Source organism: Mycobacterium sp. FW102-FHT13B02, assembly GCF_058790275.1.
On the sequence record NZ_JBYTCM010000008.1, the window covers coordinates 117,866 to 134,864 of the forward strand.

At 67.1% G+C, this 16,999-nt stretch carries 16 protein-coding genes and 1 tRNA gene; 10 read left to right on the forward strand and 7 right to left on the reverse strand.

The features are described from left to right. The first annotated feature begins 48 nt into the window (after positions 1-48). The gene (locus AC3WTE_RS16225; RefSeq protein ID WP_492439038.1) at positions 49-1,107 is read left to right on the forward strand and encodes an alpha/beta hydrolase; all 1,059 of its coding nucleotides are present in this window, start codon (positions 49-51) and stop codon (positions 1,105-1,107) included. Here AC3WTE_RS16225 and menJ read toward each other — a convergent pair. Then, positions 1,100-2,350 (reverse strand): menaquinone reductase MenJ, encoded by a 1,251-nt coding sequence (gene menJ, locus AC3WTE_RS16230; protein ID WP_492439039.1) that lies wholly within the window; start codon positions 2,348-2,350, stop codon positions 1,100-1,102. The genes AC3WTE_RS16225 and menJ overlap by 8 nt on opposite strands. A gap of 21 nt (positions 2,351-2,371) precedes the next feature. Between menJ and grcC1 the strand changes: the two genes are divergently transcribed. Together grcC1 and htpX are read left to right on the forward strand one after the other, a co-directional pair. Next, the gene (grcC1, locus tag AC3WTE_RS16235) at positions 2,372-3,379 is read left to right on the forward strand and encodes a nonaprenyl/(2E,6E)-farnesyl/geranylgeranyl diphosphat synthase (protein ID WP_492439041.1); all 1,008 of its coding nucleotides are present in this window, start codon (positions 2,372-2,374) and stop codon (positions 3,377-3,379) included. A 102-nt stretch (positions 3,380-3,481) separates the two neighbouring features. Further along, on the forward strand, positions 3,482-4,345 hold the full coding sequence (htpX, locus tag AC3WTE_RS16240; protein WP_459366752.1) for a zinc metalloprotease HtpX: 864 nt from the start codon (positions 3,482-3,484) through the stop codon (positions 4,343-4,345). 319 nt (positions 4,346-4,664) lie between these two features. Here the strand turns inward: htpX and AC3WTE_RS16245 are convergent, their stop codons facing one another. Then, positions 4,665-6,842, reverse strand: coding sequence for a SulP family inorganic anion transporter (locus tag AC3WTE_RS16245; RefSeq protein WP_492439043.1), 2,178 nt, complete (start codon positions 6,840-6,842; stop codon positions 4,665-4,667). 464 nt (positions 6,843-7,306) lie between these two features. Between AC3WTE_RS16245 and AC3WTE_RS16250 the strand changes: the two genes are divergently transcribed. The 4 genes from AC3WTE_RS16250 (at position 7,307) to AC3WTE_RS16265 (ending at position 10,734) form a co-directional block, all read left to right on the forward strand. Continuing rightward, positions 7,307-8,089, forward strand: coding sequence for a response regulator transcription factor (locus AC3WTE_RS16250; RefSeq protein WP_459366750.1), 783 nt, complete (start codon positions 7,307-7,309; stop codon positions 8,087-8,089). A gap of 64 nt (positions 8,090-8,153) precedes the next feature. After that, positions 8,154-9,692 (forward strand): sensor histidine kinase, encoded by a 1,539-nt coding sequence (locus AC3WTE_RS16255; RefSeq protein ID WP_492439204.1) that lies wholly within the window; start codon positions 8,154-8,156, stop codon positions 9,690-9,692. 138 nt (positions 9,693-9,830) lie between these two features. Continuing rightward, positions 9,831-10,127 (forward strand): hypothetical protein, encoded by a 297-nt coding sequence (locus tag AC3WTE_RS16260; RefSeq protein ID WP_459366749.1) that lies wholly within the window; start codon positions 9,831-9,833, stop codon positions 10,125-10,127. Positions 10,128-10,176: 49 nt separating this feature from the next. Next, the gene (locus AC3WTE_RS16265) at positions 10,177-10,734 is read left to right on the forward strand and encodes a hypothetical protein (protein WP_492439046.1); all 558 of its coding nucleotides are present in this window, start codon (positions 10,177-10,179) and stop codon (positions 10,732-10,734) included. Positions 10,735-10,762: 28 nt separating this feature from the next. Here the strand turns inward: AC3WTE_RS16265 and AC3WTE_RS16270 are convergent, their stop codons facing one another. Further along, the gene (locus AC3WTE_RS16270) at positions 10,763-11,788 is read right to left on the reverse strand and encodes an NAD(P)H-dependent glycerol-3-phosphate dehydrogenase (RefSeq protein WP_459366747.1); all 1,026 of its coding nucleotides are present in this window, start codon (positions 11,786-11,788) and stop codon (positions 10,763-10,765) included. A 145-nt stretch (positions 11,789-11,933) separates the two neighbouring features. Between AC3WTE_RS16270 and AC3WTE_RS16275 the strand changes: the two genes are divergently transcribed. Beyond that, a complete protein-coding gene (locus tag AC3WTE_RS16275; protein WP_492439048.1) occupies positions 11,934-13,787 on the forward strand; it encodes an alpha/beta hydrolase in 1,854 nt (617 codons plus the stop codon). 91 nt (positions 13,788-13,878) lie between these two features. Next, positions 13,879-14,301: a lipoprotein LppJ family protein gene (locus AC3WTE_RS16280; RefSeq protein WP_492439050.1), complete on the forward strand. Its 423-nt coding sequence runs from the start codon at positions 13,879-13,881 to the stop codon at positions 14,299-14,301. Between the two features lie 3 nt (positions 14,302-14,304). Here the strand turns inward: AC3WTE_RS16280 and AC3WTE_RS16285 are convergent, their stop codons facing one another. Then, positions 14,305-14,796 (reverse strand): YajQ family cyclic di-GMP-binding protein, encoded by a 492-nt coding sequence (locus tag AC3WTE_RS16285; protein WP_020101292.1) that lies wholly within the window; start codon positions 14,794-14,796, stop codon positions 14,305-14,307. Between the two features lie 116 nt (positions 14,797-14,912). Between AC3WTE_RS16285 and AC3WTE_RS16290 the strand changes: the two genes are divergently transcribed. Then, positions 14,913-14,995: transfer RNA gene (locus AC3WTE_RS16290), tRNA-Tyr, on the forward strand. Between the two features lie 218 nt (positions 14,996-15,213). On the opposite strand, the gene AC3WTE_RS16295 is transcribed toward AC3WTE_RS16290, so the two are convergent. Genes AC3WTE_RS16295 through AC3WTE_RS16305 form a run of 3 tightly spaced genes read right to left on the reverse strand, consistent with a single transcriptional unit; the run spans position 15,214 to position 16,999 of the window. Then, positions 15,214-15,936 carry a hypothetical protein gene (locus AC3WTE_RS16295; RefSeq protein WP_492439052.1) on the reverse strand — a complete coding sequence of 241 codons (723 nt, stop codon included), beginning with the start codon at positions 15,934-15,936 and terminating at the stop codon, positions 15,214-15,216. A 32-nt stretch (positions 15,937-15,968) separates the two neighbouring features. Next, on the reverse strand, positions 15,969-16,373 hold the full coding sequence (locus tag AC3WTE_RS16300) for a hypothetical protein (protein WP_492439054.1): 405 nt from the start codon (positions 16,371-16,373) through the stop codon (positions 15,969-15,971). Continuing rightward, positions 16,370-16,999, reverse strand: a complete 630-nt coding sequence (locus tag AC3WTE_RS16305) for a hypothetical protein (protein WP_492439055.1) — start codon at positions 16,997-16,999, stop codon at positions 16,370-16,372. The genes AC3WTE_RS16300 and AC3WTE_RS16305 overlap by 4 nt, the downstream gene beginning before the upstream one ends.

Genomic DNA, 16,999 nt, shown 5'->3' on the forward strand with positions numbered 1-16,999 from the left:
TTTTCGCAAAGTCGCGACCACGTTCGCGTTCGGCACCAAGATGGGGCCATGCCCTATGGACGCCTCGCTGACCCTGACCGCACCATCGGCACCGACCCTCGCGCCGACCCGCGCATGGTCAAGGCTCTCGCCGCCTTCGGGATGGACGGGCGGCTCCCCGAAGCGGACCTGACGGTCGATGCCCCGCTGGCGCAGCGTCTGGAGTTCGTCTCGTTCGCCGAGCAGGGGACCGGCGCCGTACTGAAGATGTTCGGCGAGCAGGCACCCGCCGCCGAGGGCGTCACCACCACGACCACCACCATCGCGGGCGTCGACGGCAACGACATCACGCTGTTCATCAGCCGGCCCACCGACGCCGACGGGCCATTGCCGGGCCTTGTGCACCTGCACGGCGGCGGCATGGCGATCTGCAGTGCCGCCGACGTCCAGTACCTGCGGCTGCGCGAAAACCTCGCGGCCGCAGGCCTCGTCGTCATCGGTGTCGAGTTCCGCAATTCGGGCGGTGCGCTCGGCCCGCACCCATTCCCGGCCGGGCTGAACGACTGCGCGGACGCCGTCCGGTGGGCGGTAGCGCACAAAGATGAGCTCGACATCAGTCACCTCATCGTGGCGGGGGAGTCCGGCGGCGGGAACTTGACCCTGACGGTCGCGCTGAAGGCCAAGCGGGAAGGCTGGATCGGCGAGATCGCCGGCGTCTACGCCCAGTGCCCCTACATCTCCAACCGGTGGCTGGAGGACACCGACGAGCTGACGTCGCTGCGCGAGAACGACCAGTACTTCATCAGCCGCCTGCAGCTGGCGCTGCTTGGTTCGGTCTACGACCCGGATCAGGAGCACGCGCAGGACGGCATCTGCTGGGCCGCGGAGGCCTCCGATCTGGAGCTGGAAGGCCTTCCGCCACATGTCATCTCGGTCAACGAACTCGACCCGCTGCGCGACGAGGGGCTGATCTACTACCGGCGGCTGGCGGCGGCCGGCGTCAGCGTCGTCGGCCGGATCGTCGCCGGCACCTGCCACGCCGGTGACATCCTGCTGGCCGGTGCCATGCCCGACGTGTTCGCCGCCACCGTCCGCGACATCGTCGGTTTCGCGCGGTCGCTCAGCTGAACGGCTTGCGCTGATCCAGCAGGCGCGAGCCTCGGCCGGCGCGGCGCCAGATGCGGGCGATCATGTCGGTGTCCTCTTCGGTCACCAGGTTGCCCATGGCCCGGACCGCGACCGTCATCAGGTACTGCGACCGCATCGCGACCGGCCCCGTCAACGGCAGGAACTTCGGCAGGGTCAACAGGATTGCCAGTCGGCGGGCCACCGAGAACCCCGCGGCGTAGTGGTCCTGCAGCACCGCCGGCCAGGCCACGCTGAGGTCACCGGAGCCCAGCAGGTCCGCGGCCAGCCGCCCGGTCTCCAGGCCGTAGTCGATGCCTTCACCGTTGAGCGGGTTGACACACGCCGCCGCGTCGCCGATCAGCATCCAGTTCGGCCCCGCCACTCCGGACACCGCGCCGCCCATCGGCAGCAGGGCCGACTTGGCCATCCGCGGCTGGCCCTCGAAGCCCCATTCGTCGCGGCGCAGGTTCGTGTAGTGGGCCAGCAGCGGGCGCAGCGCGGCGTCGGCCGGCCGCTTCTCGGTGGCCAGCGCACCCACGCCGATGTTCACGTCACCGTTGCCCAGCGGGAAAATCCAGCCGTAGCCCGGCAGGATGGCGCCTTTCCCGGCGCTTCGCTCGCCCCGGATGCCTTCGGGCGAGCGCAGCTCCAGGTGCGACGTGATCCACGGCTCGGCGTGCCGCGGCGTCTCGACGTACGCGCGAATCGCCACCCCATACACGGTCTCCTGATGCCACTGCCGGCCCAGCACCCGGCCCAGCGTCGAGCGGGCGCCGTCGGCCACGATCAATTCGCCGACACCGATCTCCTGGCCGTCGTCGAGCGTGAGCGTGCCCACCCGGCCGTTGGCGTCGTGCTCGACCCCAACGGCCTTGACGCCGAGCAGCATCTTCGCGCCGGAGTCAGCGGCGACCTGCCGAATCCGGTCGTCGAGCTCCGTGCGGGGCACTGCGCTGCTGGTGGCCGGGAAAGACGGCCCGGGCCAGCGCACCTCGCGCTGCGCGCCGAAGCCGGCCAGGCGCAGCCCGTGATGGCTGACGCGGCCGTCGAGCCACGCCCCGAGCCCCAGCTCACGCAGTTCGGCGATGGCCCGCGGCGTCAGCCCGTCGCCGCAGGCCTTGTCCCGGGGGAACTGCGCGGAGTCGATGACCAAGACGTCGCGGCCACGGCGCGCCGCCCAGGCGGCAGCGGCGGACCCTGCCGGCCCGGCTCCGACCACGACCACATCTGCGTGCACGACCATGCCGCCCAGTATGTTGGACCCATGAAGACACCAGCGACAGTGGTCGCGGGCGTGGACTTTGGTGACGCCGCCTTCGCCGCGCAGGTTCGTGACGCGGTGGCGCGTATCGAAGACCTCATGTCGACCGAGCTGGGCAAAGCCGACGAGCTGATGGCCGAGGCCGTCCAGCACTTGTTCCAGGCCGGTGGCAAGCGCTTCCGTCCGCTGTTCACCGTGCTGTCTGCGTCGCTGGGGCCTGATCCCGACAACAACGACGTCGCGATCGCCGGTGCCGTGATCGAGCTGGTGCACCTGGCGACGCTGTACCACGACGATGTCATGGACGAGGCCCAGGTGCGGCGCGGTGCGGACAGTGCCAACGCGCGCTGGGGCAACAACATCGCGATCCTCGCCGGTGACTACCTGTTCGCCACCGCCTCGCGCCTGGTGTCCCGGCTGGGACCGGACGCGGTCCGCGTCATCGCCGACACGTTCGCCCAGCTCGTGACGGGTCAGATGCGTGAGACCCGCGGCGCTGTCGAAGGCGCCGACCCGGTCGAGCACTACCTGAAGGTCGTGTACGAGAAGACCGCCTGCCTGATCGCGGCATCCGGCCGCTTCGGTGCGACGTTCTCGGGCGCCGGCGAAGAGCAGATCGAGCGGCTGAGCCGGCTCGGCGGCATCGTCGGCACCGTCTTCCAGATTTCCGACGACATCATCGACATCGACAGCGATCCTGACGAGTCGGGCAAGGTGCCGGGCACCGACCTGCGCGAAGGTGTGCACACCCTGCCGGTGCTGTACGCGCTGCGCGGCTCCGGGTCCGACGCCGACCGGCTGCGCGAGCTGCTGGCCACGCCCATCGACAACGACGACGAACTCGCCGAGGCGCTGGGGTTGCTGCGGGCGTCCGACGGCATGGCCGAGGCCAAGCGCACCGTCCAGCGGTTCGCCGCTGACGCTCGCGCCGAGCTGGACAATCTCCCGGACCTGCCGGGCCGGTTGGCCCTGCTCAACCTGGTCGAATACACCGCTGACCGCCACGGCTGACCGCCGATCGGGAAACCGCGGAACCAGGTGCCGTCCGCCGAGCGTTAATTTGCAGTGAGTTGGACTGTGCTGAGTACTGACTGCGCTTGGAGGAGGTAGCCGATGACGTGGAATCCCCACGCGAACACCGTGAAGACGTTCGCGCTGCTTGTGGGCTTCTCGACGCTCATCGTGCTGATCGGCTCGTTGTTCGGCAAGAACATCATGTACCTGGCGGTGCTGTTCGCCATCGGCATGAACGCCTATGTCTATTTCAACAGCGCCAAGATGGCGTTGCGGGCCATGCACGCGCAGCCGGTGAGCGAGATGCAGGCGCCCGCGATGTACCGGATCGTCCGCGAGCTGGCCACCACCGCACGGCAACCGATGCCGCAGCTGTACATCAGCGACACCGCCGCGCCCAACGCTTTCGCCACCGGGCGCAACCCCCGCAACGCCGCGGTGTGCTGCACCACGGGCATCCTGAACCTCCTCACTGAGCGCGAGCTGCGCGCCGTGCTCGGACATGAGCTGTCGCACGTCTACAACCGCGACATCCTGATCTCCTGCGTCGCGGGCGCCATGGCGTCGGTGGTGACGGCATTGGTCAACGTCGCGTACTTCATCGGCATGTTCGGCGGCGACCGTGACGACCGGCCCAATCCCTTTGTCCTGCTGGTTCTTTCGATCGTGGGTCCGCTGGCCGCGACCATCATCCGGCTCGCGGTGTCGCGCTCGCGCGAGTACCAGGCCGACCAGTCGGGCGCCGAGTTGACGGGCGACCCGCTGGCGCTGGCCAGCGCATTGCGCAAGATCACCGCCGGCGTGCAACAGGCCCCGTTGCCCCCTGAGCCGCAGCTGGCCGACCAGGCCCACCTGATGATCGCCAACCCGTTCCGCGCCGGCGAGAAGATCGGCAAGCTCTTCTCGACCCACCCGCCCATCGAGGACCGGATCGCGCGCCTGGAGCGCATGGCCGGGCGGTAGCGCACTGGTTTCCCGCCCCGACCCTGCGCCGAGGGCCTTCGCTACGTGCACTTTTGTGGCCTGGGTTCGGGCTCAACGGATGTGCGGGGTGATGCTGCGTTGACTCTGCATTGAGGGTCGTCGTTACTCGGCTTTTTGCGCCCTAATTACAGGGTCAACGGACGCCGCGGGCGCTGCAGGGGCGACCGGCGGTCCGGCGGCCCAACACCACGCGGCGAGCTGCCGGACGCGCATTCCTGCTGCTGTGCATGAAATGACACTGCGCCCAGGGCCTGCCGCTTTCGCGGTTTACGGCCCTGGGCGCAGGATCAACCAGGTTTTATTCAGCCACCTCGATCAGGCGGTCGACGCCGACCGGCGTCACCCGCAGGGCAGCGGCGGTGCCGATGTCGTAGAACAACCCGATCACCTCGAGGTCACCGGCGCGGTGCCGCTCGCGGACCAGCGGGTGGGCGGTCAGGCTCTGCGTCTGCAGGGCGACATTGACGATCGACAATTGGTCGACGATGCCGAACCCCTCGTCGGCCGCGGCCTGGGCCACGGGATGGCGGCCCTCGTCGAAGGCACGCAGCGTGACGTCACCGTGCTCCAGCCAGGTGTGCAGGTGCTCGTCATGGCCGTGATCGCCGCTCAGCACCGCCGTCATGGCACCACAGCTGGAGTGGCCGCACACCACGATCGAGGAGACCTGCAGCACGTCGACGGCGAAGGCGATGGCCGCTTCGATCGAGGCGTCGGCGCGCCCCTCCGGGATCATGTTGCCGACGTTGCGGACCGTGAGCAGGTCGCCGGGACCGCTGCTGGTGATCACGTTGGGCACGACTCGCGAGTCGACGCACGTGATGAACAGCGTCTGCGGCTTCTGGGTGTGGACCAGCTCTTCCATGTGCGGGCGGAGCATCGGCGCGGTGCGGCGGTGGTAGGCCTCCAGGCCGTCCATGACGGAGTTGGTCTGCGGCCGCGACTTCCACGGGACGACACCGGACCGCTTGTCGAACGGGGTGAAGGTGCGGGTCGGCGGGCCGGCTGCCGCGTTGTCCAATTCGGCGGTGCCGTGCTCATGGATTTCGACGGAGCCGCCGCCGGCGATGTGCTGGCGCTTCCACTCGTCGATGGTCTCGTGGGCGGCGTGGTCGATGAAGTCGACCGACAACTCGATGGTGACGTCGGAGCCCGTCGGCACCGCCGCGAGTGCCGAGGTGAGGCGTGGCAGCGACAGGAAGCTGACGGAGCCCTCGATCACGATGCGCCAGTCGTTGCCGGCAATGTGCTCGGTGACGATCTTGGCCCGGATCACGCGCCACACGGTCAGGGCGACCGCCAGGCCGAGGCCGATCAGCACACCCTCGAGCAGGTTGAGGAAGACGACGCCGAGCACCGTGATCGCGTAGACCGCGATATCGCCTGTGCGCCGGGCGGTTTCGATGTGCGCCTTCTTGACCAGCTGGCAGCCGATGACGATCAGCAGGCCGGCCAGCGCCGACGTCGGGATCATCTGTGCCAGGCCGGCGAATGGCACCGCGAACAACAGAATCCAGAAACCGTGCAGGATCGCCGACGCCCGGGTCTTGGCGCCGGCCGTGACGTTGGTTGAGCTGCGCACGATGACGCCGGTGACGGGCAGGCCGCCGATGGCGCCGGAGATGGCGTTGGCCGTGCCCTGGCCGATGAGCTCCCGGTCGAAGTTGGTGCGGGGACCGTTGTGCATGCGATCGACCGAGACCGCCGACAGCAGACTCTCGACGCTGGCGATGAGGGCGACGGTCAGCACGCCGGCGATGATGCCGTCCCAGTCGCCCGTGGGCAGGGTGGGCAGCGACAGCGAGTCCAGCAGCGAGCCGTTGATCTGAATTCGCTTGACGTCGAACGGCAGCAGGACGGAGAGCGCTGTCACGCCGACGATGGCGACCAGCGGACCGGGGACCCGGTTGATCGGGGCCGGCACCCAGCGCCAGGCCACCAGCGTGACGATGACCAGCATGCCGAGCAGGAATCCGGGGCCATGGATATTCATCAGCCCGGCGGGCAGCTGCTCGATGTTCTCCCACGCGCTGCTGTTGGATTTGCCGCCCAGCAGCACGTGCAGCTGCTGCAGCGCGATGGTGATGCCGATGCCGGCCAGCATGGCGTGCACCACGACAGGGGAGATGGCCAGCGCCGCGCGGGCCACCCGGCTCAAGCCGAACAGGATCTGCAGAATGCCGGCACCGACGGTGATGGCGCATGTGACTGCCCAGCCGAATTCGGCGATCAGTCCGGCCACGACGACGGTGAGGCCGGCGGCCGGCCCGCTCACCTGCAACGGCGAGCCGCCGAGCGCACCGGCGACGATGCCGCCGACGATGGCGGCGATGATGCCGGCCAGGATCGGCGCGTTGGAGGCGACGGCGATGCCGAGCGACAGTGGCAATGCCACCAGGAATACGACAAGTGACGCAGGCAGGTCGTAGCGCAGTATGGCGCGCAAACCCTTTGCCGGCGGGGCGGTTTCTAGCATGCCTAGGTTTCCGTTCTCCGATGGTTGTCCGGTGGACACATGTGCAGATACGCGGCGCGGGTTTCGGTCCGCGCGCCCGCCGACGCCGTTGTCGATTGAACATGTTGCAACACAACATGTTTCATATTGTTTCGGCGGTCACCGATAACAGGCTGCGCCAATTGCTAAGTGCGAGAGTATTTATCGCCCGACAGGGCCGCAAGGCGAGGGCGAGTACGCATAGAGAACGCAAATTTTCTTGGCGCGCGGAAGCGTTGATCGGTTGTCGATCCTGGGCTACGGGCTGGTGTGGGCCGTGTCGGTACGCTGGAGATCGTGGCCCGGCCGGTCAAAATTGCTGTATGGCAACGACTCTCATGCATCACATCGGACCGCTTGAGTGACGTGGGTCATATGTAGGGACTAATATTTGAACTCGGTATGAACGCAGTGACAAGTTTCTGTGTTCTCAACACAATGGAAGAATGACAACGATGTCGGTACCACCACGAGAGCGCCATCCCCGAGCCGCAGTGCTCGGCCAGCTGCCGCGCATGGAACGTGCCGACGGATCTCCCATCCGGGTGTTGCTCGTCGACGACGAGCCGGCGCTGACCAACCTGGTCAAGATGGCGCTGCACTACGAGGGCTGGGTTGTCGAGGTCGCCCACAACGGCCGTGACGCCGTCACCAAGTTCGGTGAGATGGAACCGGACCTCGTGGTGCTGGACATCATGCTGCCCGACACCGACGGCCTGCAGTTGCTGCAGCGGGTGCGCGCGGCCGAGGGCTACACACCGACGCTTTTTCTGACCGCGCGGGATTCGGTGATGGACAGGGTCACTGGGTTGACCGCCGGTGCCGACGACTACATGACCAAGCCGTTCAGCCTCGAAGAGCTCGTGGCGCGGCTGCGTGGGCTGCTGCGCCGCTCCAGCCACCTGGCGCCCGAATCCGACGAGGTGCTCAAGGTCGGTGACATGGTGCTCAACGGTGCCAGCCGGGAAGTGACGCGCGGCGGTGAGCCCATCGCGTTGACCGTCACCGAGTTCGAACTGCTCCGGTACCTCATGCGCAACCCGCGACGCGCCATCGCCCGCGCCGAGATCCTCGACCGGGTGTGGAACTACGGGTTCGGCGGCAAGTCCAGCATCGTCGACCTGTACATCTCGTATCTGCGCAAGAAGATCGACACCGACCGCGAACCGATGATCCACACAGTGCGCGGCGTGGGCTACATGCTGCGCCCTGCCGACGCGGAGGACTAACCTGCCCGAGGTGACGCGCGTGACCCGGGTGCCGACTCGAGTGCTTGCCCGAAATCCGGCCAAAGTGCCAGTCAGGGTGCCGTGGTGGCGTCCACGGACCCTGCGCCGTCGTCTCGTACTCGGTGTCACCTCCCTGGTCACCGTGGTGCTGCTGACGGTCGGGGTGTTGTCGGTATACAGCCTGCACAGCTACGTGTCGGCGATGAGCGACGGGGAACTGGACCGGTCGCTCGATGCTCTCGGCCATTCGTATGACCGGCTCGAGATCAAGCGCGGCGACCCGGCACATCCGATCGATGCCGGAGAGGACGGCCTGACCGCTTTTGGCGGCCAGGCTCCCGGCAATCTCATCGCCGTCGTGCACAAGGGCGTCGTCGTGCAGTCGGCGGTGTTCCCCGACGGCGAGCCGAAACCGGTCCCGGCAGACGTGGTCAAGGCGGTCAGCGGGCAACAGTGGACCAACCTCGGGCCCCGGTCGGTCAAACTGCCGCGGCTCGGTTGGTACCGAATGGCGGGCGAGGACGTCGGAGACGGTGACGTGCTGGTCTCCGGGGTGTCCATGGAAGAGGCCAACAATGTGGTGGCGCGTAAGACGGTCGCCGTCGCCGTCATGACGCTGCTGGCCATCGCGCTGACGGCCGTCGGCACCATTGCGGTCGTGAATTATGCGCTGCGGCCGCTGAGTCGGGTGGCCTCGACCGCGGCCAAGGTGGCGAGGCGCCAATTCGACAGCGAGGACCACCGCATCACCGAACGCGTCCGGCCGGAGGACACCGACCCGCGCACCGAGGTCGGCATTGTGGGGGACACCCTCAACAAGCTGCTGGACAACGTCGACAGTGCGCTGGCCGAACTCGCCGCGTCGCACCGTCGCACCCGGCAGTTCCTCACCGACGCCAGTCATGAGTTGCGGACCCCGCTGGCCGCCATCCGTGGCTACGCCGAGCTCACCCGCCAGGACAGCGCCTCGCTGCCGGAGACCACCGAATACGCGTTGGCCCGCATCGAGTCCGAGGCGCACCGGATGTCCGGTCTGGTGGAGGACCTGCTGCTGATCTCCCGGCTGGAAGAGCGCCAGGACCTGGAGACGGACGACGTCGACCTGGGCGACCTGGTGATCAACGCTGTCAACGATGCCGCGGTGTCGTCGCCGGTGCACCGGTGGCGCACCCGCATCCCTGACGTGCCGGTGTGGGTACGTGGTGACCCGTCGCGGCTGCATCAGGTGGTCGGCAACCTGCTGGCCAATGCCAGGGTGCACACCCCGGCGGGAGTGACGGTCACGACCAGTTTGATGCCAGGTCCCGGATATGTGGAATTGACGGTCGCCGACGACGGCCCGGGAATTGACGAAGAATTGTTGCCGATTTTGTTCGACAGATTCGTGCGCGCCGACAAGTCGCGTTCTCGCACGCTCGGCAGCACGGGTCTGGGCCTGGCCATCGTCTCGACGATCGTCAAGGCGCACGACGGCCGGGTCAAAGTCGAATCAAACACTGCGGGAACGGTTTTCCGGGTGCGGCTGCCGATGATCCGGGACCTCGGCGAGTTTGTGATGGTTGGCGAATCGCACGACCCGCGTACGTCCGAATCGAATATTTGAGTTTCGCCTGTATTCGTCTTGAAGCGCGCGGCTGCCCGTATGTGTTCGGCCTGAGAATTCCCTTTTCGGTGATTTCCGTGGTTACGCTGAACTCATTGATTCAGTGCTATCGGCGCTGAATGCGGGAGAGGGAAAACAATGAAGAATCCCACCAAGATCCCCGTCGGAACCGGAATCGTCCTGGCATTGATGGTTGCGCTGGCCGCCCCGGCCGCGGCGCGTCCGGTGACGCCGCCCGCCCCAGGCGAGTCGGCGACCCAGACCATCCATCGGTTGCAGAACGAGGGTTTCCGGGTGATCGAATCCCGGGTCGGCAGCGGATCCATCGACAAATGCACCGTCACCGCCGTCCGGCATGGTCGCGAACTTTCGAGTCAGGGAGGCAGACTGCGTGGCCAGACCACCACGGTTTACGTCGACCTGGGCTGCAAGTGATTTGCCACTGACGCTGCGGGGCGTGGGGCCGAGGTTTTACTCTGAGCGGGTGTTGAGCAGATTCCTGATCGGTGTGGTCGCGGCCGCTAGGGCGATCTCGTTGGTGCCGGGCGTTGCCGCGGCCGATCCGCCGCCCGAGCCGGTGCCCCCGCCCCCGGGGCCCGCCGCGCCGAACCTGAACGGATTCAAGCCCGTCAGCCCGTCGACGTACGCCGGCAAGGACGGCACGTTCTATATGTTCCAGGCTCCCGGTGGTCTGACCTGCATCATGCGCCGCAACGAAGGCGAGTACGGCTGCAGCGGACCGCTGCCGGGGGCACCGGACGGCGCCAACGTGGTCGTCGGCCAACAGGTCGGTGCGCCGGCGTTCAACACCTTGACCGGACCGAAGTACGTCGGCGAGATGCCCGGTCCCGTGCAGACCCTGCCGGCCGGTTCCCGGATCACTTACCGCAACATCACCTGCGGCACCGATGGCACCATGACGGCGTGCGTCAACAGCTTCGACCAGTCCGGCTTCGTGGTCAGCCCGTCGGGCAGCTTCATCGTCAACGAGTCGAATCCGTTGCTGGACAGGCCGAAAGACCGTAACCCCTACGCCAATTGATCGCCGTCTCGTGCCGCGCGCGCTGAGGTCAGAACCCCGAGCCGTGCACCTCGTGACCGGGCTTCTCGAACATCAGGCCGTGATAGGCGTCCTCCACCGTGCAGCCGTGGTTGACGACGCGGTCCACCTCGCGGGCGATCGGCATGCTGAGCCCGTGCTTCTCGGCGAACTCCATGATCACGCTCGCGGCCTTGACGCCCTCGGCGACCTGGTTCATGGACTCGATGATCTCGGCGACGGTCTTGCCCTGCCCCAGCTGTTCGCCGACGTGCCGATTGCGGCTGCGCTGGCTGGTGCAGGTGACGATCAGGTCACCCATGCCGGCCAGGCCCGCGAAGGTGTCGCGGTCGCCGCCCATCGCCACGCCCAGTCGTGACATCTCGGCCACTGCCCGGGCCATCACCAGGGCGCGGGTGTTCTCGCCGATGCCGAGCGAATACCCCATGCCGACGGCGATCGCGTAGACGTTCTTGAGTGCACCGGCCATCTCGACACCCACCACATCGTCGGTGGTGTAGGTGCGAAAACGCCTGGTGCGGAACAATGTCGCGAGATTGGCGGCGAGGTGCTGGTCCGGCATGGCCAGCACCGCTGCGGCGGCGTAGCCCTCGGCGACCTCGCGGGCGATGTTGGGTCCGGCGAGAATCCCGGCCGGGTGCCCGGGCAGCACCTCGTCGACGATCTCGCTCATCCGCATGTTGGAGCCCTGCTCCAGGCCCTTGACCAGGGATACCACCGGAACCCACGGCCGCAGTTCCTTCGCCAGCTCGCCCAGCACGTTGCGGAAGCCGTGCGACGGCACTCCCATCACGATGACGTCGGCGCAGCCCGCCGCTTCGGAGAAATCGGTGGTTGCCCGCAGCGATGGGGGCAGCGCCACCCCGTCGCCCAGATATCGGCTGTTGCAGTGCTTTTCGTTGATGTCGGCGGCGGTCTCCTCGGACCGCACCCACTGCAACGTCGGGCCGCGGCGAGCACAGATGGCGGCCACCGTGGTGCCCCAGGATCCGCCACCAAGGACGACGACGGTCGGTTCGCGCTGCGCTGGTGCCATGGCGACCAGGTTATGTCGCCTGGGCGAGCGGAGCGACGGGATTGACGGAGTGTCCGGCCGGTGGTGCGAATTGGATGTTGTGTCGGTTGGTACCCGCACGCTGTGCGACGATCGGAGGAGCGAGCGCCGAGGGGGTGCGGCAGTAGTGACGGTGACAGTGTCGCGCGTGCGCGCGGCAAAGCCGGGGGCGATGCTCGATGCTGCCGATGACGTGCGGACCACGTCGGCCGCATTGGAGATCGCCATCGGCGTCGAGCGCCGCCAACTGGCCGACTTGAAAGCGAACTGGCAGGGGCAGGCGAGCGATGCCGCGATCGCCAAGGCGCAGAAGCTGATCGACGAGCAGGAGGCCTACCGCGCCAGGCTGGACAAGCTGAGCAAGGCGCTGACCGACGGCGGAAATCAGCTGACCTCGCTGCGCAGCACCCTTCTGGAATTCGTCGACACCGCGATCAAACTCGGGTTTTCCGTCAGCGACGATGGCGTGGTCACACCGCAGCAGTGGCTGATCGGGGACACCGGGCCCCTCAAGAAGATGGCGGAGTTCTTCACGACGTCCATTCAGGAGCAGTTGAAGGCCTTCGACACCACCGACACACTCACTGCCACGGCCATCGACCAGGCCGTACAAGGCCAGAAACCCTCGGCGCCGGTGAATATCGGCGGGCAGGAGATCCAGATTCCGCCCCCGGGGACCAACCCCGAGGACGTCGACAAGTGGTGGACCGCACTGACACCGGAGCAACGACAGCAGCTGATCGCCCGGCATCCGCCGGAATTGGGCAACCTCAACGGTGTCCCGGCGAGTGCTCGGGACGCGGTCAATCAGCAGGTGATGAACGACGACCTGAACCGCGTCCGCGACGTCGCGGGCCGCAATCACGTCTCCGAGGACGACGTCCTCAAGGACCCCGGCCGGTTCGGGCTGACGCAAACCGACGCCACGCGGTTCTACAACGCCCGGCGGACCAGCGAAGGTCTCGCGCACCAACGCGGCTCCGGCACCGACTCGAGGAGGGAACGTCCGGTCATGCTGTGGGCTTACCAACCGGAGGCGGACGGTGGGCAGGGGCGGGCAGCCATCTGCCTCGGAAACCCCGACACCGCGAACAACACGACGGTGATCGTGCCCGGCACCGGCAGCAGCGTCCATGACGGCTGGCTGGCCGACGGCCATGACGATGCGATTCACGTATACGACCAGGCGAGGCTGGCCGACCCGAACCGCTCCACCGCGGTGATGATGTGGATGGGCTATGACGCGCCCGACAGCTTCACCGATCCACGGATCGCGAACCCGACCCTGGCCCGGCAGGGCGGCGACCTACTGGCGGCCGACGTCAACGGGCTGGCCGCGACGCATCTGGGTACGTCGCACGTGACGGTGATGGGTCACTCTTACGGGTCCACCACGGTTGCCGATGCGTGTGCGGGTAGCGGCATGAAAGTCAATGATGTCGTGTTGATTGGCTGTCCTGGAACAGATTTGGCGCATAGCGCAGCGGACTTCCACGTCAACGGCGGTCAGGTGTATGTCGGCGCCGCGTCGACTGATCCCGTCGCCCGACTGGGTATGGGCGGACCGGGGGCGGCGCAATGGCTGAACGCCGAGCTCGGTAATCCGCTGGGGCCGGTGGCCGGTCTGGGGACCGATCCATCGGCGGAGGGATTCGGCGCCACCCGGTTCCGGGCCGAGGTGGCCGGCGAAACCGGCTGGAGCTTTCACGATCACTCGAGGTACTACGACATGGGCAGTGAGTCGTTGCGGGCCATGACCGATATCGCCAGCGGGCACAGCGAACGCCTTGCGACCGACGGACTACTGGCCGAGGACCGGCATCGGCCGACCTTCTCGACGCCCGACCATGTCGACCTGCCGTTCGGTATCGACGTCCCGGTGCCTCACGTCGACATACCCATTCCCGGGACCGCGGCATATTCGGATCCCGAATCCAATCGCCCAGGTGAGACGGTGAAGAACGACCATGATTACAAGTAGTCGATATCGCGTCGGTACAGCGGCTGTCGCGTGTGCCCTGATGTTAGGAGGATGTGGCTTGCTTCCCCGAAGTGATCGTCCAGCGCACCCGATGACCGATGAAGAGTCCATGGCCCAAGTCATCAACGCCGGCCGGCAGTTGCGGAAAGTGGCTGGGCTGCAAGACGTTACCGGTGGTGGCTATCTCGAGTCCTGCAATGACGATGGTGCGCCACCGAACCGCGGGTATATCGAGATGAGTGCGCAACTACCTCCGGGCGTCAGCGGCCACGACTATGCCGAGCAGGTCAAGACCGCCATGTTGGCCGTGGGCTGGTCGGACAAGCTACCCACACAGCACATGTACGGCGGCACCATCAACCGGGACGGCGTCGCGATCAACATCGAGTATTACCAGGGCGAAAGTCGGCTCGCGTTCAAGCTGTACGGCGAATGCCGCAACACGACCAATCATCACGGCGACAGCAAGAACATCGGCACCCACCTGGACAAGGAGTTGAACAGCGACTCGTGAGCGCTAGCGGTAGTTGACGAACTGCAGCGCCACGTCCAGGTCGGCGCCCTTGAGCAGCGCGATGACGGCCTGCAGGTCGTCGCGCTTCTTGCTGGACACCCGGATCTCGTCGCCCTGAATCTGCGCCTTGACGCCCTTGGGGCCCTCGTCGCGGATGATCTTGGTGATCTTCTTGGCCTGCTCGCTGCTGATGCCCTGCTGCAGCGTGCCCGAGACGCGGTAGGTCTTGCCGCTGGGCTGCGGATCGCCGGCGTCGAAGGCCTTCATCGAAATGTCGCGGCGAACCAGCTTCTCCTTGAACACATCGACCGCGGCCTTGACGCGCTCCTCGGTCGAGCTGACCAGCTCGATGACCTCATCGCCCTTCCAGGCGATGGTGGTGTCCGTGCCACGGAAGTCGAAGCGGGTGGACAGCTCCTTGGCGGCCTGGTTCAGGGCGTTGTCGACCTCCTGTCGGTCGACCTTGCTGACGATGTCGAACGATGAATCCGCCATTGGATTGCCTCTTTCGTATATCCGCCCCTGCTCAGGAGCCCGTTTTCGTGTTCGGTACATCTTCGTTGTACTCTGCTACTCGCGCCAAACCCGGGGTACCGGAAGGCGACAAACCCGGCAGGTTGCCCGAGCGGCCAATGGGAGCGGACTGTAAATCCGTCGGCGAAAGCCTACACAGGTTCGAATCCTGTACCTGCCACACTGATCAGGCCCCCTTTCGAGGGGGCCTGACGTGTTTGTGCACTCAGTGCGAGGAGATCACGAGAGAAGCCGGCGACGCGGTATCGACCTGCTGGGTGCGGGGGATCGTCCCGGCTACCCCGGCGCGTGGTCGGGGTAGCTCAGCTGCGCGAGTGGACCGGGCGTTGTGGTGTTGCACACGTGGGTGATCGTGGGTGGCCGGCAGGCGCCGCGCTCTCACGCCGTTGCGCTGTTGGCACCCGTCGGTTTCGTGGTGCTGTCGGCGCCCGCTGGTTTGGTGGTGGCGGCGATGGTCTGGTTGAGCGTTGCGATGGCGACGGTGGGGTCGCCATCGGGGTTGGCCTTGCCGTCGGTGAGGTACCCCTGCACGGCGACGGTGGTGCCGGGTTTGAGCACCCAGTCCGCGGCGGTGGGGGTGAGTTTGTTGGCGGTGATCACCACCGAATGTGTTGCGCCATCACCCGTGAGTGCGCTCGCTGATCCGCCCCAGGCGTTGTTCGGGGAGGTCGGGTCGACCAGGGTCACCGAGGCCATGCCGACGGTGGTGCCGCTGTAGGTCAAGCGCACCTTGATGGGTTTGGGTGGGCAGCCCATCTGGCAGTCGGCGCCGTCGCCTTCCTGCCACACCGCATCCACGCTCAGGGTCGCACCCGTGCCTTGTGAGGCGACGCAGTAACCGGTGGAGCTGTCGAACGCCGACCCGCTCTGGCAGTGCTTGATGCCGACGGGGCCGGCGGGCCCGCACTTCTGGTAGGCGGTGGGGTCCCCGGCCACCGGAATGTAGGAGGCTGTGCCCCCGCTGACATTGGCTTCCGAGCAGCTCTGTGGCGGGGCTTGCCGAAAGTCGGAGCCTGGTCGCGCTGCCGCGGGCCCGGTGCCGGCCAGGCACGCCGCCGTCATGGCGGCGGTGATGGCCCATCCGATTCTGGTGGCGGTCATGCGCATTCCAGGCTCCTTTGCGTTGTCGGTTGTCAGCAACCGTCGCCGATGGTGTCCATGGCCTTGGGCAACCGCGGCGCCGGTACGGCCATGTTGTTGTACCCGGGATTGGCCGATTCCCAGCCGATCATGTAGCACACACCCGGGCGCTCGACCAGGTTGGCCGTCCAATTGTTCAGTGTCGGTTCGCATTTGGTCGCGTCGATGTCACTGATTCGGATAGCGCGGTCGGGCTCTCCGGGCTCGTGTAGCCACTCGATGAGGTTTCCGAAATGCGGCAGCGTGCACGGCCCCGCCGCCTGCGACGATGACGCTGCCGACGACGGCGAGCTCGCCGCCGCCGTGGTGCCGGGGGCCCCGCCGTGCTGGGCCGAACAGCCGGCAACCAGGGCGGCCACGACCGCCCCGGCCCCGGCTAATCCGTTGCGTCGCTTCACGAACTCGGCGACACCCCGGCGGGCACCTGAACCGGTGGCGGACCCGACGGTGCCGGCTCCGGTGTCGAGGTCGGCGTGGCCGCCGCCGGCTGCCCGGTGGCCGCCTCCAAGATCGGCGCCGGCTGCCCCGGCACCACGGGCGCGGTGGTCGGCTGCGCCGATTCGGCGCCCGGTGCCGTCTTCGGTGCCGCACCGCCCGGATCCTCGAGAGTGGGAACCTCCATGCCTGCCCCGATGTTCGTACCCGGGGCCACCGTGGGCAGCGTGGGGTTCGGACTCATCCCGGCCCCGATCCGGTACCGGGTACTGCTGGAGGTCAGCAGATTGGCCTTGTTGGGGCTCAGCCCCAACGCGCTGCCGGGCAAGCCGTCGGCGTTCATGGCGGGGTCGACGCTGGCCGACGCCCGGACTCCGCGAGCGTCGTACGCAGCCGGCGGAGGGCTGGTGATCCAGTTCGGGGCGAACGTGTAGCTACCCATGGTCGGGCTCACCGGGACCGGTGGACCCGGGAACCATGGCAACACCGGCGCCGGCGGCTGGGCATCGGCCACCCCCGGCGCCAGCGGTATCCCCACCAACCCCAGGATCACACCCAGCGCCTTCGGCCCTAGTCCTTTGAGCGACAT

Bases quoted from the DNA above. Each gene is read 5' to 3' on its own strand.
- AC3WTE_RS16305 (WP_492439055.1), bottom strand. From the start codon at position 16,999: ATGTCGCTCAAAGGACTAGGGCCGAAGGCGCTGGGTGTGATCCTGGGG.
- AC3WTE_RS16225 (WP_492439038.1), top strand. From the start codon at position 49: ATGCCCTATGGACGCCTCGCTGACCCTGACCGCACCATCGGCACCGAC.
- AC3WTE_RS16250 (WP_459366750.1), top strand. From the start codon at position 7,307: ATGACAACGATGTCGGTACCACCACGAGAGCGCCATCCCCGAGCCGCA.
- AC3WTE_RS16285 (WP_020101292.1), bottom strand. From the start codon at position 14,796: ATGGCGGATTCATCGTTCGACATCGTCAGCAAGGTCGACCGACAGGAG.
- AC3WTE_RS16295 (WP_492439052.1), bottom strand. From the start codon at position 15,936: ATGACCGCCACCAGAATCGGATGGGCCATCACCGCCGCCATGACGGCG.
- AC3WTE_RS16280 (WP_492439050.1), top strand. From the start codon at position 13,879: ATGACCGATGAAGAGTCCATGGCCCAAGTCATCAACGCCGGCCGGCAG.
- AC3WTE_RS16270 (WP_459366747.1), bottom strand. From the start codon at position 11,788: ATGGCACCAGCGCAGCGCGAACCGACCGTCGTCGTCCTTGGTGGCGGA.
- AC3WTE_RS16260 (WP_459366749.1), top strand. From the start codon at position 9,831: ATGAAGAATCCCACCAAGATCCCCGTCGGAACCGGAATCGTCCTGGCA.
- menJ (WP_492439039.1), bottom strand. From the start codon at position 2,350: ATGGTCGTGCACGCAGATGTGGTCGTGGTCGGAGCCGGGCCGGCAGGG.
- grcC1 (WP_492439041.1), top strand. From the start codon at position 2,372: ATGAAGACACCAGCGACAGTGGTCGCGGGCGTGGACTTTGGTGACGCC.
- htpX (WP_459366752.1), top strand. From the start codon at position 3,482: ATGACGTGGAATCCCCACGCGAACACCGTGAAGACGTTCGCGCTGCTT.
- AC3WTE_RS16245 (WP_492439043.1), bottom strand. From the start codon at position 6,842: ATGCTAGAAACCGCCCCGCCGGCAAAGGGTTTGCGCGCCATACTGCGC.